The 15,800-nt window shown below is 38.2% G+C and carries 11 protein-coding genes; 4 read left to right on the plus strand and 7 right to left on the minus strand.

Annotated elements, in window-relative coordinates; translation table 11 throughout:
* The first annotated feature begins 7 nt into the window (after positions 1–7).
* Complete coding sequence (locus HQN83_RS08750) at positions 8–697, plus strand: response regulator transcription factor (protein ID WP_173089952.1); 690 nt, start codon at positions 8–10, stop codon at positions 695–697.
* Position 698: 1 nt separating this feature from the next.
* On the opposite strand, the gene HQN83_RS08755 is transcribed toward HQN83_RS08750, so the two are convergent.
* From HQN83_RS08755 to HQN83_RS08775, 5 genes are all read right to left on the minus strand, one after another.
* On the minus strand, positions 699–1,586 hold the full coding sequence (locus HQN83_RS08755; protein ID WP_173089953.1) for a UbiA prenyltransferase family protein: 888 nt from the start codon (positions 1,584–1,586) through the stop codon (positions 699–701).
* Between the two features lie 18 nt (positions 1,587–1,604).
* A complete protein-coding gene (locus tag HQN83_RS08760; RefSeq protein ID WP_173089954.1) occupies positions 1,605–2,885 on the minus strand; it encodes a metallophosphoesterase in 1,281 nt (426 codons plus the stop codon).
* Between the two features lie 22 nt (positions 2,886–2,907).
* Positions 2,908–4,404: a sigma 54-interacting transcriptional regulator gene (locus tag HQN83_RS08765; RefSeq protein ID WP_173089955.1), complete on the minus strand. Its 1,497-nt coding sequence runs from the start codon at positions 4,402–4,404 to the stop codon at positions 2,908–2,910.
* 9 nt (positions 4,405–4,413) lie between these two features.
* Positions 4,414–5,511 carry a vWA domain-containing protein gene (locus HQN83_RS08770; protein WP_173089956.1) on the minus strand — a complete coding sequence of 366 codons (1,098 nt, stop codon included), beginning with the start codon at positions 5,509–5,511 and terminating at the stop codon, positions 4,414–4,416.
* 96 nt (positions 5,512–5,607) lie between these two features.
* Positions 5,608–6,489, minus strand: a complete 882-nt coding sequence (locus HQN83_RS08775; RefSeq protein WP_173089957.1) for a cupin-like domain-containing protein — start codon at positions 6,487–6,489, stop codon at positions 5,608–5,610.
* A 589-nt stretch (positions 6,490–7,078) separates the two neighbouring features.
* Here HQN83_RS08775 and HQN83_RS08780 point away from each other — a divergent pair.
* A complete protein-coding gene (locus HQN83_RS08780; RefSeq protein ID WP_173089958.1) occupies positions 7,079–8,932 on the plus strand; it encodes a DUF1800 domain-containing protein in 1,854 nt (617 codons plus the stop codon).
* Between the two features lie 21 nt (positions 8,933–8,953).
* On the plus strand, positions 8,954–10,219 hold the full coding sequence (locus HQN83_RS08785) for a DUF1501 domain-containing protein (protein WP_173089959.1): 1,266 nt from the start codon (positions 8,954–8,956) through the stop codon (positions 10,217–10,219).
* Between the two features lie 62 nt (positions 10,220–10,281).
* Here HQN83_RS08785 and HQN83_RS08790 read toward each other — a convergent pair whose 3' ends face one another.
* Entirely contained in the window at positions 10,282–11,598 is a 1,317-nt protein-coding gene (locus HQN83_RS08790) for a DUF3472 domain-containing protein (protein WP_173089960.1), read from the minus strand.
* A 142-nt stretch (positions 11,599–11,740) separates the two neighbouring features.
* On the opposite strand from HQN83_RS08790, the gene HQN83_RS08795 reads away from it, so the two are divergent.
* Positions 11,741–14,899 carry a glycoside hydrolase family 2 TIM barrel-domain containing protein gene (locus HQN83_RS08795; RefSeq protein WP_173089961.1) on the plus strand — a complete coding sequence of 1,053 codons (3,159 nt, stop codon included), beginning with the start codon at positions 11,741–11,743 and terminating at the stop codon, positions 14,897–14,899.
* Positions 14,900–15,013: 114 nt separating this feature from the next.
* On the opposite strand, the gene HQN83_RS08800 is transcribed toward HQN83_RS08795, so the two are convergent.
* On the minus strand, positions 15,014–15,799 hold the full coding sequence (locus tag HQN83_RS08800; RefSeq protein ID WP_173089962.1) for an SDR family oxidoreductase: 786 nt from the start codon (positions 15,797–15,799) through the stop codon (positions 15,014–15,016).
* Position 15,800: the final 1 nt, after the last annotated feature.

Raw genomic sequence — 15,800 nt, forward strand, 5'->3', positions numbered from 1 at the left:
AAAAAATATGTCTAAGGGAATTAAAATACTGATAGTTGAAGATGACGAGAATTTACGCTTTCTGGTTGTACATCGTTTAAAAGCTGAAGGTTATGATGTTTTAGAGGTTGGTGACGGCTTAGCGGCAGAAAAAATGATAATGGACGAGCAACCAGATATTGTTCTTTTAGATTGGATGTTGCCAGGCAAGCAGGGAGCAGAAGTTTGCGAAGAAGTTCGTAAACAAGGATTTGAAAATCTTATTATCATGCTGACAGCTAAAGCCCAGGATGTAGATAAAATAGATGCATATAATTTTGGTGTTTCTGATTATGTAACCAAGCCATTTAATATGGATGTTTTGGTAGCGATGCTAGATAGTAAGGTTAAATATTTGCTTAATAATGATCGCTCGGAAGTTCATCGTTTTGGAAATATGGAACATCATCCTAATGTTCACACCCTTTTCAGAAATGGGAAAAAGATCGAACTTACTATTCTTGAGAACAGAATTTTACTTTACTTTTTAAGAAACCCTAATAAAGTAATTAATAGAGATGAACTTATGTTAGTTGTTTGGGGATATAATTCTGATGTGAATACAAGAACTCTTGATATGCATATTGTGCGCTTACGTAAAAAGATAGAGCTTAATCCCGATAACCCACAATTGCTACAAACAGTAAGGGGTGTTGGTTACCGCTTTAATCCTGCGTAATTTAAAGGAACGTAAAAGAAGCAAATAATAATAGCGCGAGATATTGTAAGAGCATGGTGCCATCTAAAAAGAAGAAATAGTAATATTCATTCTTTTTGATGTTTGATTTAAAAATTAACCATCCTGTTAGGATTATGGTTAGGCTGAGCGCAAGGATATCTCCAGTTGTTGCTTGTTTAAACAGAACCAGGAGTACAATATAGAGACCCAATAAGAATTGGCAGAATAGGTATGCTTTTTTCTCTCCTAGCATTACAGGTATTGTTTTAAGGGCATATAGCTTGTCCTGGAACAGATCTCTAATGTCAAATGGAACAGTGATAGCTGCAATGAATAAAAAGCGCTTGGCGATCAACAAAAGTGTCTCAGCTGTGGAAATATTGATCGGACTGCTACGCTCCAGTTCTACTATTGGTAATAGTACACAACTGACAGACCATACCAGGGCTATAAGGAATAGCTTAATGCCAGGAATGTTTCTTAAACCAATTTGCTGCTTGTTAAGTGTTAAGAAAGGTATATTGTACCCAGCGGCCATTAGTCCTGTAAACACCATTAGCAGTTTTGATTCAAAACTGAGATACCATAAACCCAAAGGGATTAAGCACAAAATACAGATCAAGGTAATCGAAATGATTAGACGATGATGCGAGAATATCCACCTAACCCTAATATAGGGAGAGTTTCCCGGGTCTTTGGGTTTTGCTAACAGCATACTAAAATTGTAAAGCCCTACAGTAGAAAAGAATAGGAAAGCAAGGATATATTTATCGGCTGGAACATGCAAAAGATGATAAGTTACCAAGCCCTGAGCAACGGCGCAAATGCCAATGAACAGGTTGCTAAACAGTAAGAAATCAAGAATAGAAAGGAGTACTCTTTTAATCATTTGCATGAAGCGGATTAATTAAGCCCGCTTCAACTCAAATATCGTTATTTCCGGTAAAATTCCAACCCTTCCTGGGTAGCCTAAAAATCCGTAACCAACATTTACGTACAGTTGTTGATTTTGCTCTTGGTAAAGGCCTGCCCATTCTTTATAAATGTATTGTATTGGGCTCCACTGATAATGTTCAGTTCTAACCCCAAATTGCATACCGTGTGTGTGACCGCTAAACATGGCATCTATTTGCGGATATTTTTTCAGCACCTCTTGCCTCCAGTGAGAAGGATCATGAGATAGAAGGAGTTTCACCGGTAAATCATGAGTATCCTTAGTTGCCAGGTCCATCCTGCCATATTTAGGGAAACGACCCATTCCCCAGTTTTCAATTCCTAATATTCCAATCTCCTCACCATCTACTTTTAGGCGTCGATGTTGATTCATTAATAAATCCCAACCCATTACTTTATGGGTTTTAATAACGTCTTGCAGATTTTTGGCTTTAGCAGCTGAGGGGCCACCACCGAAATGATAATCACCATAATCGTGATTACCCAACACAGAATAAACACCCAGAGGTGCTTTAACCTTGCTGAACAAATCTTGATAATCACGCATTTCAGTAGCCATATCGTTTACAAGATCTCCTGTGAAGAAGATAAAATCAGGTTTTTCTGCCAACAACATATCCACGCCACCCTGTACAGCTTTCTTATTGTAAAAACTTCCTGAGTGAATGTCTGAAATCTGACCAAACCTAATACCTTCAAATGCCTTTGGTAGATTAGGGAGAATTAATGTTCTCCGTTTTACCTTGTAGTCGTATGCTCCTGAGGAGATGCCCCATGTAAGAGAACTTAGGGGGACTGCCGCAGTAAGTAAACCTGCTTTGATTATAAATGATGAGCGGCTTATTGGCTCCCCAATAGGGTCAGCAACAGCAACTTTTTCACTAGAACGAACGGTATTCTTATTTTTAAAATGTCTGTTTATTTTAATGATTAATCTTCTGATGTCATCTATTAATAAAAACGGTAACATTACTACCTTACAAATCAGCGTTAAAAAGAAAGCCACAAGTATAACAGAGCGTAGGCTTAAGTATAGTGGTAAGTAAGATGGTACATAGATAGCCGCAAATACCCCTATTACAAGAATGCCAGTATAAGTCCACCAAATTACAGAGAATGTTTTTTTTGTGGCAGGCTTCCATTTTTTAAATACTGATAACACTGCACGGTAACAGTAGTAATCAAAAGCCAGCAGAAAAATAGATAAAAGTATAAGTGCGGGTAATCTTCCCATTTAAGTGTTTTTTATAGTAAAACTATCTGAAATTAATATCGTCATCATCATCCCCTAACTCAGTGTTAAATAAGCTTTCAAACATATCCGAGAATCCGAATCCTCCTTCAAGATATTTTTTGTTTAATTGCGAATATTCTGCCAAGCCATGTAATACAAATTCCATTAGCAATAAAGTTTGAGCCTCACTTAGCTTAGCATGAAATTTCTTAACAAGATCATATAATCCATTAACCTCCATAAGCTGTTTTTCATATTTTTTCTGGCCGAGGGAGTCTGCAATGTCTAAAGTATTTCCTTCAGTAAACCATTCTGTAATCTCATTATATGGATTTGCAGTTTTGCTTTTTTTGGCTCTTTCCGGATCAGGGAAATATCTGGCGAAAGATGTTTTAATTGCTTTTCCAATAAGTGTATTTGCAACTTTTGCCGGGCCTTCCAATTCTCCCTCATAAACAAGCTCAATTTTGCCTGTTACAGCCGGGATGATACCAACTAGATCCGAAAGCCTAACAGAAGTGCTTTTCTCTCCATTTATTAGCATTCTTCGCTCTGCAGTACTAATCAGATTTTCATATGCAGTAATAGTTAGTCTAGCTGATACTCCTGATTTTTGATCAATGAATTCACTTTTTCTCGCCTCAAATGCTACCTGCTCTATCAGGTCTTTTACTAACCCGTCTACTTCAATATTTGCTTTCTGCTCTTCAGTTAGCTTGGCTTCCTGAAAAGTGATCATTCTTGATATCTCAATTGTTTTGGGGTAGTGGGTCAAAATCTGACTCTCAATACGGTCTTTAAGAGGCGTTACAATTGAACCTCTATTGGTATAATCTTCAGGATTTGCTGTAAAAACAAACTGAACATCTAAAGGTAAACGTAATTTGAAACCTCTTATCTGAATGTCTTTTTCCTGAAGCATATTAAACAATGCTACCTGTATGCGAGCTTGCAAATCTGGCAGCTCATTAATTACAAATATGCTCCTGTGTGCTCTGGGTATTAAACCAAAGTGAATTACACGTTCATCGTTATAGGTCAATTTTAAGGTTGCAGCCTTAATAGGGTCAACATCACCAATTAAGTCGGCTACAGTTACATCAGGAGTAGCTAGCTTTTCAGTATACCTTTCGCTACGGTGTTGCCAGCTCACAGGAGTATTGTCGCCATGAATCAAAATTTCGTGCTTTGCATACCAGGAAATAGGGTTCAATGGATCATCAAAAATCTCACTTCCGCTTATGTATGGTATGTATTCATCTAAAAGGTTTACCATTAACCTGGCAATTCGTGTTTTTGCTTGCCCACGTAAACCCAGTAATAAAATATTATGGCGTGATAGAATAGCTGTTTGCAACTCAGGAATTACAGTTTCATCATAACCTAAAATACCTTCAAATCCAGCATCCTTATTTTGGAGCTGAATGATCAGATTTTTACGGAGCTCGTCTTTTACGGATAACGATTTATAGCTTGAGGCTTTTAATTGGCCAAGTGTTTTTATGTTGTTGTAATCCATGTCTTATTTTTATCTCACCGTTTTGCGTCTGTTCTTTATGTAATCTTCAAATATGTACTCTCCCAGACCAGTTAAAGAACTATAAAAGGCTCTTCCACCATTAATTTGTGTAAATTCTCTTACGAACTGTTGAAGGTAGGGGTCTTGAGCTATCATAAATGTGGTGATTGGAATATTGAGGCGTTTGCATTGCGCGGCCATATTCAGCGTTTTATTAATCACCTTTCTATCAAGCCCCATGCTGTTTTTATAGTACCTGCCATTCTCTTTTAAACAAGTAGGTTTACCATCAGTGATCATGAAGATCTGTTTGTTATGAGTTTTGCGGCGGCGTAATAAATCGGCTGCCAACTCTAATCCAGCAAAAGTATTTGTATGATATGGCCCTACCTGTAAATAAGGCAAATCCTTTATTGATATAGGCCAGGCATCATTGCCAAATACTACTATATCGAGTGTATCTTTAGGATATCTTGTTTTTATAAGCTCAGCAAGCGCCATTGCCACCTTTTTGGCTGGAGTAATTCTATCTTCACCATACAAGATCATAGAGTGCGAGATATCTATCATTAATACAGTAGAAGTAAGAGTTTTATAGTCTTTTTCTTCTACTTCCAGATCTCGTTCTGTTAAAGTGAAGTTGGTAATGCCATGGTTTATTTGAGCATTTTGAATGGATGCAGTAATGTCAATCTGATCTAAACTATCACCAAAAGTAAATTCTCTTCTGTCTGCATTTTTTTCTTCACCAATGCCTGATATATTGGTGTTGTGATTTCCCTTGCCGGCTTTTTTTAACTTGCCGAAGATCTCTTCAAGGGCAGACTTACGTATGGTTTGCTCTGTTTTTGCGGTTATGCTTAAGTCTCCATTGGCTGGGTTTTCTTTCAGATAACCTTTTTCTTTAAGATCATCAATAAAGTTGCCCATCCCATACTCATTGTTTGTGAACTTGTATTTCTTGTCCAACTCGTTCATCCATGCAAGTGTTTCTGCTGCATCACCCGCAGTGTAATTCAGTAGCTGGGTGAAAAGCTTAAGCAATTCATCAAAGCCACCTTTAGGCAGATCATCCGGTTGGAAATTAGAAAAATGGAAACCTCTCATATATTCATTATAAACGAATTATCGAAGGTAAAAGTTTGAGGTGTTAATAATGTTATCCAGTTGTAAAAATACCTCAGACAGAGATGTTTCGACAGCCTATTTAGGGCTGCCGTTTGCTAATGCTCTCTCAGCGCGTTTTATTGCTAAACGTTCTCTCCATTTTGCATATGGAGCTTTAAAAGCCATTTTCAACACACTATCTAAACCACCTTTTATTGCCAGGTTAAATACACTCTGAGCTTTTCTGGTAATCGAAGCGTCCCAAGCCCTTAAGCTTAGTGAGAAAGACCCGTCAAGGTATTTCATCCAATGCCACATACCAGTAGGCATAAATAAAGTATCTCCATGTTCAAGGAAAACCTCATAACCCTCAACTCCCTTAAGTGCCGGGAATTTCTCAAAGTCTGGGTTAGCTACATCATAATCCTCTAAGGCATAAGTTGCGTTAGGAATACAGTATAGGCGTTTTTTCCATTTGTTATCAAATAGAATAATATGCTTTCTTCCACCAAAATGAGTATGGAAAAGGTGAGGTAAATCTATATCGTAGTGTAAAAAAGTAACTGAGTTTGATCCTCCAAAAAACATTGCAGGCATGCTTTCAATAAAGCCACCCATCAAATCTTTAGGGATAACGATGTCATCAACCAAGCCGGGAACATGCTTAAACAGATTAAAGAAAAAGATTCTTAATTCAGTTGGTTTAGATTTAATAAGATCAAGATAGTCTCCAAATCTCATTTCAGCTACCGATGCATTAATAGGCTTTGATGGATCAGCTTTAGAGTTGTCCATTAAACTTACTTTCAAATCGCCACCTATTTCTTTTAAATAGTCAGTAGTCCACTTTTCTCTCGCCGGCCATGTTTTTGTTAGTCCTTTAATAATTAAAGGGCGTCTGGCATCTAAATAATTTTTCTTAAAATCAGCAGGGCTGATGCTCTCAACGGTATCTACCGGCTTTAAAATAAAGCTCATAAGTTTTAATGATAAGATACTTGTTAACGACTAAATGCCTGTTTACCGACCTTATTTAAAGCAAACTTAGAGAAAAAAATCCTTGTCTCCATAACCCCATTCTTAATTTATTTTGCTCGCAGCTTCCAAGAGGTCAGAATCTTGAATATGTCATTCTATGAACAGCTATCAAATCCTCAAAATATGTGTAAAGCCGGGCTGAATCCATCGGCAGATTACCCAGGGCTAAAGCAGGTTTTGAGCAGGGACAACTCAGGCGTTTTACCTCAGGTAGGCCTGGGAAGAGCCTGAGAAACCCCTCAGAAAAGCCTGATTATTCTCGAGCCGGCATACTCGGTATAGAGCCGGTACCCTTCAAATAGATGTGTGAATTGGGAAATTCTGATAAAACAAAAGCCGGTGCTTTTTCAATTACACCGGCCATCTCGATCACCACCCTAAAAGTCATCGAGATATTAAATTTTCAACGCTCTAGCAATATATACGATGGAAGTTCTTTAATGGATTTGCTTATTTTAGAATAAGTTATATTCTGATTAATCTTTTTGACGTTTTAATTGTCATACCAATATAATTCAACAAGATAACTATGAAAGCACCAATAAGGATTTTCTTTTCGTTTCTATTTGTCTTGTTTCTCACTATCCTCTTTTCTTCATTTCAGAGAGAGCCAATGTCCTTAAAATTCAAGTTTCCTTACAAGCAGGCCGGCTTAACCGAACGGCAGGCTGCGGCTCATCTTTTAAGCAGATTTACTTATGGTGCTAGCATAGGAGATGTAGATCGTGTTCTGAAAACCGGTTTGGAGAAATGGTTTATGCAACAATTAGAAGGGAATATTGAGGACAAGGAGCTCGATACAATGCTAGCTAAGCTTGATGATATCAATTTAACCAATACAGAGGTAGAAAATAAGTACCCTAGAGGAGCAAGGGTTTTACGTATGGCTATTAAAGATGGTGTGATAAATAAAGATTCCGTAAATAAAGGAGATCAGGTTGCTTATAGAAAACAGATTAAAAATTATATGGAAATGAACGGATTAAAAGCTCCACAGGAGTTGTATCGTCAGTTTATTAACCAAAAAATATTAAGAGCTACCTATACCAATAATCAATTACGGGAACTGCTTACCGATTTCTGGTTCAATCACTTTAATGTTTCCATTATCAAAAATCAGTGTGCGCCATTTATCCCTGCTTTTGAGCGGGATGTAATCAGACCTAATGTAACCGGGAAATTCAGTGATCTGCTATTGGCTACAGCAAAATCTCCTGCAATGCTCATTTATCTGGATAATTTTAACAGTAGCGGACAGCCTGTTCCGATAGCCCAAAAGGACTCGAGCCTAATGAATGGAGAGACAAGGGTTAAGAAAATGCAGTTTAAAAAGAAACAGGGCGGATTAAATGAGAACTATGCCCGTGAGGTAATGGAATTGCATACCCTTGGTGTAGATGGAGGATATACTCAGAATGATGTAACTCAGGCTGCAAGAGTATTAACCGGATGGACCATCGCTCCAATGGGTGAGGAAGGTTATGGCTCAGCAATGAAAAAATTGATGGATAAGGTGGGCGCTGATAACCTCGAAAAGCAAGGTTTTGTGCATCAGGGAGATTTCTTATTCGTACCGACTAAACATGACAATGGAGAGAAAACAGTTCTTGGTAAGCGTTTCTCTGCCAATGGTGGGTATGAAGAGGGGGTAACCTTATTAACCATGCTTGCTCACAATCCTTCTACAGCAAAGTTTATTTCAAAAAAGATAGCAACAAGGTTTGTGAGCGATCAGCCTTCTCCAAAATTGATAGATAAAATGTCAAAAACATTTATGAAAACTGATGGAGATATAAAACAGGTGCTGATTGCTATGGTTTCTTCTTCTGAGTTCTGGAATGCCGATGCTTTAAGGGAAAAAACCAAATCGCCTTTTGAACTTGCCATTAGCGCAGTACGTAGCTTGGATGCTAAAATTACACAACCCTATCAATTGTTTAGCTGGATTAGTAAAATGGGCCAGAAGATGTACTATTATCAGGCACCTACGGGGTTTCCTGATAGAGGACAATATTGGATCAATACAGGTGCTTTATTAAATCGAATGAATTTTGGTTTAGCGCTTGCCTCACAACGTATCCCCGGAGTAAAGATTGATCTGGAAGCGTTAAACAACAACCATGAACCGGAAAGTGCTGAAGCGGCGCTAACGACATACAGTAAGATCATTATGCCGGAGCGTAATCTTGATGCTACGATAAAAAGATTGAAACCTTTGCTTAAAGAACCTGATTTAGATAAGAAAGTAGAAAAAGCTGCTAATACGATGGGTAATGATGATGGAATGGCTATTGTAAAAAATAACAAAATCAATAAAAAAGGGTCGGAACTTGCTCAGGTAGTAGGTATAATCCTTGGCTCTCCGGAATTTCAGCGTAAATAGGTTTAAACTAGAAGAACTATTATGACATCAAGAAGAGGATTTTTAAAAGCGGGAGGTTTAGCCTTATTCGGAATAGGGATGGGAGGAATACCAGGTTTTATTGTAAATGCAGTTGCAGGTATAAAGCAACCTGGCCTTTTTGAAAGAAAGAAAATATTAGTCTGCATTTTTCAGCGCGGAGCGATGGATGGCCTCATGGCAGTAACACCGTTTACTGACGAATATTTAAAAAACGCAAGGCCCTCGTTGTTCATGTCTGCGGCTAAGTCATCAGGCAATAATCCATTAATAGATTTGGATGGTCGTTTTGGGTTACACCCTTCGATGAGTGCTTTTGAGAAGGTATTTAGGGAGAAAAGAATGGGGATAGTACATGGGATAGGATCTCCAAACAATACACGTTCACATTTTGATGCACAGGATTACATGGAGTCGGGTACACCTTTTAAAAAAGGCACTGATAGCGGATGGTTAAATAGGGCTGTTGGTTTGCTTGGGCATGATGGGGAGACAGCTCTTAGGGGAGTAAGCCTAACATCATCTTTGCCAAGATCATTTTATGGTGATAACCCTGCTGTAGCCATTGGCAGTTTACAAGATTTCAATATTCAAATGAAGGGTAATGTTAATGGAGCTAATATGGCGGCCAAAAGCTTTGAAGATTTGTACGATAAAACCTCTTCGGGACTATTAAAAGAAACTGGAAAGGAGAGTTTTGAGGCCATAAAAATGCTTCAAAAAACGGATGTAAAAAATTATAAACCTATCAATGGAGCTATTTATCCTAATTCGGCTTTAGGGAATTCATTAAAACAGATTGCACAGCTCATTAAGATGAATGTAGGAATGGAAGTGGCATTTGCTGAATCGGGAGGTTGGGATACGCACTTTAATCAGGGTAGAGAAACGGGAATCTTTGCAAGAAATGTAAATGACCTTAGTGAGAGTATTATGGCTTTTTGGGCAGATATGGGTACTATGCAGGATGATGTAACGGTTATGACTATGACTGAATTTGGCCGTACGGTAAAACAAAACGGAACAGGTGGTACTGATCATGGTCGGGCTTCATGCAATTTTATTCTTGGAAATGGAGTAAATGGCGGGCTGGTGCATGGAATAGTAAATCCGATGGCAATTGAAAACCTTGAAGATGGAAGGGACCTTGCTGTTACCACCGATTTTAGAGCGGTATTTAGCGAAGTGGCAGACAAGCATTTAAAAATCAATAATGATAAAGTGCTTTTTCCTGACTGGAACGGCACGAAAATAGGAGTGATGAGTTAAAAAGATGGTGTCAGATCCTGAATTTATTTAAGGATCTGACACCATCCTCAAGAAACTACCCCTTACGGCAGTTTCTTGAAATCAATTTCAGGATGTTCTTTTCCTGATGCTTTCCTTTGTAAAGGAGTCCTTATAGGAGTGAAATCATTAAAAAAGCCACAATTCTTTAAAAAGAACGATGAACCTTCTGTTCCTCCTGCATAATCTTTTCTGTAGTTTTCTCTCGCAGTATTATCAGCAGTAAATGTTGCTGCGGTAACTTCATGCCAGTTTCCTTCGGAATCAATAGCCCATTGGTTTTTATAATTTGCCTTGCGCGATTGATCGCCGGTTGATGGGTTGAAGTTCTCTAGAAAGGAGTGAAGCCCTTTTAAGTATTCTCCAGATTTTGGACGGTCAAAGCTGGCTACAAGCTGCCAGTTTCCCTTTTCTAAATCTTTAAAATAGGCAGTATAGGTAGTTGTCTTTTTTGCCATATCAGGCTGTGCTCTTATTAAGAAAGCATAACTCTTACCTGCTTTCCAGGGATAAAGCATATAGCTTTGTCCGCCAGAGCCTTCATTGCCAAATTCGCCTGTTTTAGTTGTACTACCTTTTTTAAGTAATACTACCTTCATGCTATCAGGAATAGATTTAGGATCATCAGTAGAGAAAGGGCTCCAGATAGAAAACAACACTCTACGTTCTGTCGGTGAGTTCACTTGCATTCCGAAATATCCTCCGCTAAATCCATTAGACATGAAATAAGTTCCCTGTTTATCTTCACCAACTGGAACCTGGATTTCATTATAAAACCATTCTGTATTATTTTCTGCTTCGGCAGGTATTTTGTATCCTAAATGTACAGATGGGCCTCTGTGACCCCAGTAAAAGTAATTTCCTTCGTTGTTTTTAACGTATGCTGCTCCTTTTAAAATGTCAGTTCCGCTAACTAATAGGTCAGATATTTCTGCAAAAACACCACCGGTTTTCGATAAGCCCTTTAATTCTACTTTTACATAGCCAGGGTTTTTAATGTTAATACTTCCTATTTTAACAACGGCAGAGCCAAGGTTTCCTACCTCTTTAACAAGAGTAGTGCCTTCTGCTGTTAAACTTATTTTACTTTTTCCTTCAGGGACGCTCAATTTTAGCGCAAATTCTGCAGTTCCTGCAGCTTCGGTTCTAAAATAAATGGTAATTACATCGCTAGCGGCCGACCAATTGGCAATACCATCATTTTTAATCTTGGCGGTAGCATTTTCGTTTACCCATCCATTGCCGCCAATCGGTATGGTAATGGTTTCAGGTTCTGCTTTATCTTTTGTTTTTGCCAGGCAGATGGTGCTAAGTAAAAACTGAAATGCAAGCAGAAACAATGTGGTTCTTTTCGTGTTCATTTATGTGTAGTTTGTGTTATAAATTAAATGTATGAAAACGATGATAAAAACATTAAACTAAAATTAAGTCAAACGTTTGCGCTAATGTTTTAGCCAAAATATATTTAGGTTCGACTGCAGATAATACAATCTAATTATTCAGATGAAAACTTTTTTTACCACCCTATCTCTATTATTGGCCACTTCGGCAGTAATTGGGCAGCAATTACCTACTGAATTGCAAACACCCGAAGTGGTTTCTGTAAATAGAATGCCAATGCGGGCATCAGCGTTTGCATTTGAAAATCAGGATCTGGCTTCTAAAAGAGAGAAAGAGAAATCTAGCTACTTTTTAACACTAAACGGTCAATGGAAATTTAATTGGGTTCAGGATCCGCGTAAGCGACCGGAAGATTTCTTTAAAACGGATTTTGATGATAGTAAGTGGGACAATTTTAAAGTTCCAGCGAATTGGGAAACCAACGGATATGGCTTACCAATCTATGTAAATCAACCTTACGAATTTGCAGGGCGCAAAAATACCGGGGCTAGAATGAATCCTCCATTTGATATTCCTGTAGATAATAATCCGGTTGGATCCTACAGGAAAAAAATTACCATCCCAAAAAACTGGGACGGAAAACAGGTGTTTATTCATCTTGGAGCTGTAAAATCAGCCTTTTATATTTGGGTTAATGGTAAAAAAGTAGGCTATAGTGAAGATAGTAAGCTTGCCGCAGAATTCGACATTACAAAATATGTAAAACCGGGAGAGAATCTGATCGCTTTGCAAGTTTACCGTTGGAGTGATGGCAGTTATTTGGAGTGCCAGGATATGTGGCGCATATCTGGAATAGAGCGTGATGTTTATTTGTATGCCACTCCGAAATTGGACATAAGAGATTTCAAATCAATAGCCACACTTGATAAATCTTATAAAAATGGAGTTCTTTCTTTAACAGCGGAAATAGACAACTATAAGATAGAGAAAAATGCCATGCACAGCAAGCCGGATACTTTTGCTGTTGAACTGAACTTAGTAGACCCTAAAGGGAAATCGGTTTATAAAGACGAAACTAAGGGTGTTAAAACAGTTCTTGGAAATTATAAAAGTACTGTAAGCTTTAGCACTCAGATTGAGAATGTAGCATCATGGACAGCAGAGACACCAAATCTTTATACGCTTTTCATCACTTTAAAAGATAAAAAAGGAGAGGTATTAGAAGTTATTCCTCAGCGAATAGGTTTCCGTACTGTTGAGCTTGTGAATAATAATTTCCTTGTGAATGGTAAGAGGGTATTCTTTAAAGGGGTTAACAGACATGAGCACAATGCAACACAAGGGCATACCCTTACTCATGCTGATATGCGAAAAGATATGGAGATGATGAAAAAGCTGAATGTAAATTCAGTAAGACATTCTCATTATCCTCCTGATCCGTATTGGATGGAGCTTTGTGATGAGTATGGTCTTTATGTTGTTGATGAGGCAAATATAGAATCTCATGGTCGTTATTATGACTTGGCGTATACGTTAGGTAATGATAAGCAGTGGAGAATCCCTCATTTGGAACGTATTAAAAGAATGTATGAGCGCGATAAAAATCATTCATCAGTAATTACGTGGTCGTTAGGAAACGAAGCCGGTAATGGTTCGAATTTCTATGAGGGGTATGATTGGTTAAAATCAAATGACATCAGGCCAGTACAATATGAACGTGCAGAGGAGGATTACAACACTGATATGATTGTTCCTCAATATCCAGATCCGAACTGGCTTAAAGAGTATGCAAACAGCAAACCAGACAGACCGCTAATTATGAGCGAATTTGCTCACATTATGGGTAACAGCTTGGGTAACTTTAAAGAATATTGGGACGTGATAGAAAGTCAGCCAAATTTACAGGGTGGTTTTATCTGGGAATGGATTGATCAGGCAATTGATACGGTGAAAAATGGTAAACGCATCAATGCTTATGGTGGGGATTTCCCTCTAAGTGGTCCGGTTAATCAGGATTTTAGCGATAATGATTTCTGCGTAAAAGGTGTGGTTACCAACTACAGAGGAATGACACCTATGGCGGTTGAAGTGAAAAAGGTTTATCAATACATCAAAACTGCTTACAAAGGCGACAATAAGATCAACATCAATAACTCTTATTTCTTTAAAAACCTTGATAACGTGGGCCTTGTTTGGGAGCTTCTGGAGAACGGAAAGGTGATAGAAAAAGGGAATCTGAATACTTTAAATATAACGCCTAGAACAGAAAAGGAGATAAGTTTGCCTATTAAAACCAAGGCTAAGCATGGTGCAGAGTACTTCTTAAATGTTTATTATAACCTTAAACAAGAAGAACCATTTCTTCCTGTTGCATACAATATAGCGGCCGAACAGTTTGTATGGAGTGGCTCTGCTAAACCTCTTGAGGTAACACCTGTTAATGGCAAGTTGTCCATTGAAAAAGAGTCGGGAAAAACCCTTGTAAAGGGTAAAGACTTTTTTATAACATTTGATGCGACAAATGGTACTATGAGCGGTTACAATGTTAAAGGAACTCAATTGCTTAGTGAGGGGCCAACACCTGCATTTTGGCGTGCACCTACAGATAATGATATCGGTGCAGGTTTTAACAGTAGCTTAAGAAAATGGCGTAATGCTTATACTGAGGGTAAACTAAGTCTGGCAGATGTTAAGCAAGAAACCTCTGGCGATGTAACTGCAACTTTTACAAAAGAATTGATAAACGGTGATGCAAGTGTAACGCAAATATTTACAATCAAAGCTGACGGAACAGTTAAAGTTGACAACAGATTTACAGCCATCAAAGGGAAATATCCATTAATGCAGCGCATTGGTAATGATCTGCAATTGAGTAAGGAATTTAATAATATAAAATTCTATGGTCGTGGCCCCGGAGAGAACTATTGGGATCGTAAAACAGGTTCATTTGTTGGTTTGTACACCCAGACTATTGATGAGCAATATTTTCCATATGCTCGCCCTCAAGAAAGTGGGAACAAAACAGATGTGCGTTGGGTAAACTTTACTGATAAAAAAGGCAAAGGCTTAAGCTTTGGTATGGCTGATAGTTTATTGAATTTCTCGGCACTACCATATTCATTAAATGATTTGGATCCGGAGGAGCAGAAACAGCAATACCATTCAGGAGAGTTGGTAAAACGTGATAAAATTTATATGCACCTGGATTTGATTCAAAGCGGCGTTCAGGGAATTGACAGTTGGGGTTCTATGCCACTTGAGGAATATAGGGTTCCTTTTGTAAAGCATGAGTATTCTTACTGGATTAAACCAATAAAGTAATAAAGCAAAAAGGGAACGTCATGACGTTCCCTTTTTGCTTTATTACTGCTTTGATATAGAAATGATTGCGCAAACGTTTGCAATTTTGAGACATTACAAATCATTGCCATTATATCAGGTAACTTTTGCTGTCCTAAGGTATTTAGAGAATCTTAATGGGAAAAGCCTTTTGAATAAAACACCCTTCACTTCCTTGCCTCCAATATATACTTCCTCCTTGTTTGCTTTAACCGCTTGAACGATTTGTTTAGCACAATCTTCTGCCAGCATTCCGTTTTCCTGTGCGCTATCCATAGTGCCCTGAGGAGTGCCATCTGCTGTTAAAGCATTAAGAGTTACCTTGGTTTTAATGAACCCAGGGCATATAATAGTAATGTTTATATTCTTGTCATACACTTCTGACCTAAGCGAGTCAAAATATCCGTGTAATGCATGTTTAGATGCCGAATAAGCAGAACGCATTCTTGTTCCAAATTTTCCAACCAAACTACTTACGCAAACAATATTACCACCTCCATTTGCAATCATATTGGGCAATACAGCCTTGCTTAGAATAGCGGTTCCCCAAAAGTTAACATTCATTAATCGTTGTTCGGTTTCAAGGTCAGTCTCTAATGCCAATCCACGCTGACTAATTCCACCGCTATTGATTAAAATATCAATGCGACCATAAATACGAATGGCCTCTTCTGCTTTTCCACTTAAGGAAGCCGTATTTTCAAGATCTAACGGCAACACATGAATGTTTACAGGGTTTTTGCAAGTAGTTTTAACCCTATATAACTCATCGCGATTGCGTGAGGAGATGATTAGTTTTGCACCTGCTTTATTGTATTCATAAACGAGAGCTTCGCCAATTCCCGATGATGCCCCGGTAATCCAAACAACTTTATTATTCATT

It is taken from the genome of Pedobacter foliorum (assembly GCF_013266735.1).
Taxonomy (GTDB): Bacteria; Bacteroidota; Bacteroidia; order Sphingobacteriales; family Sphingobacteriaceae; genus Pedobacter; species Pedobacter foliorum.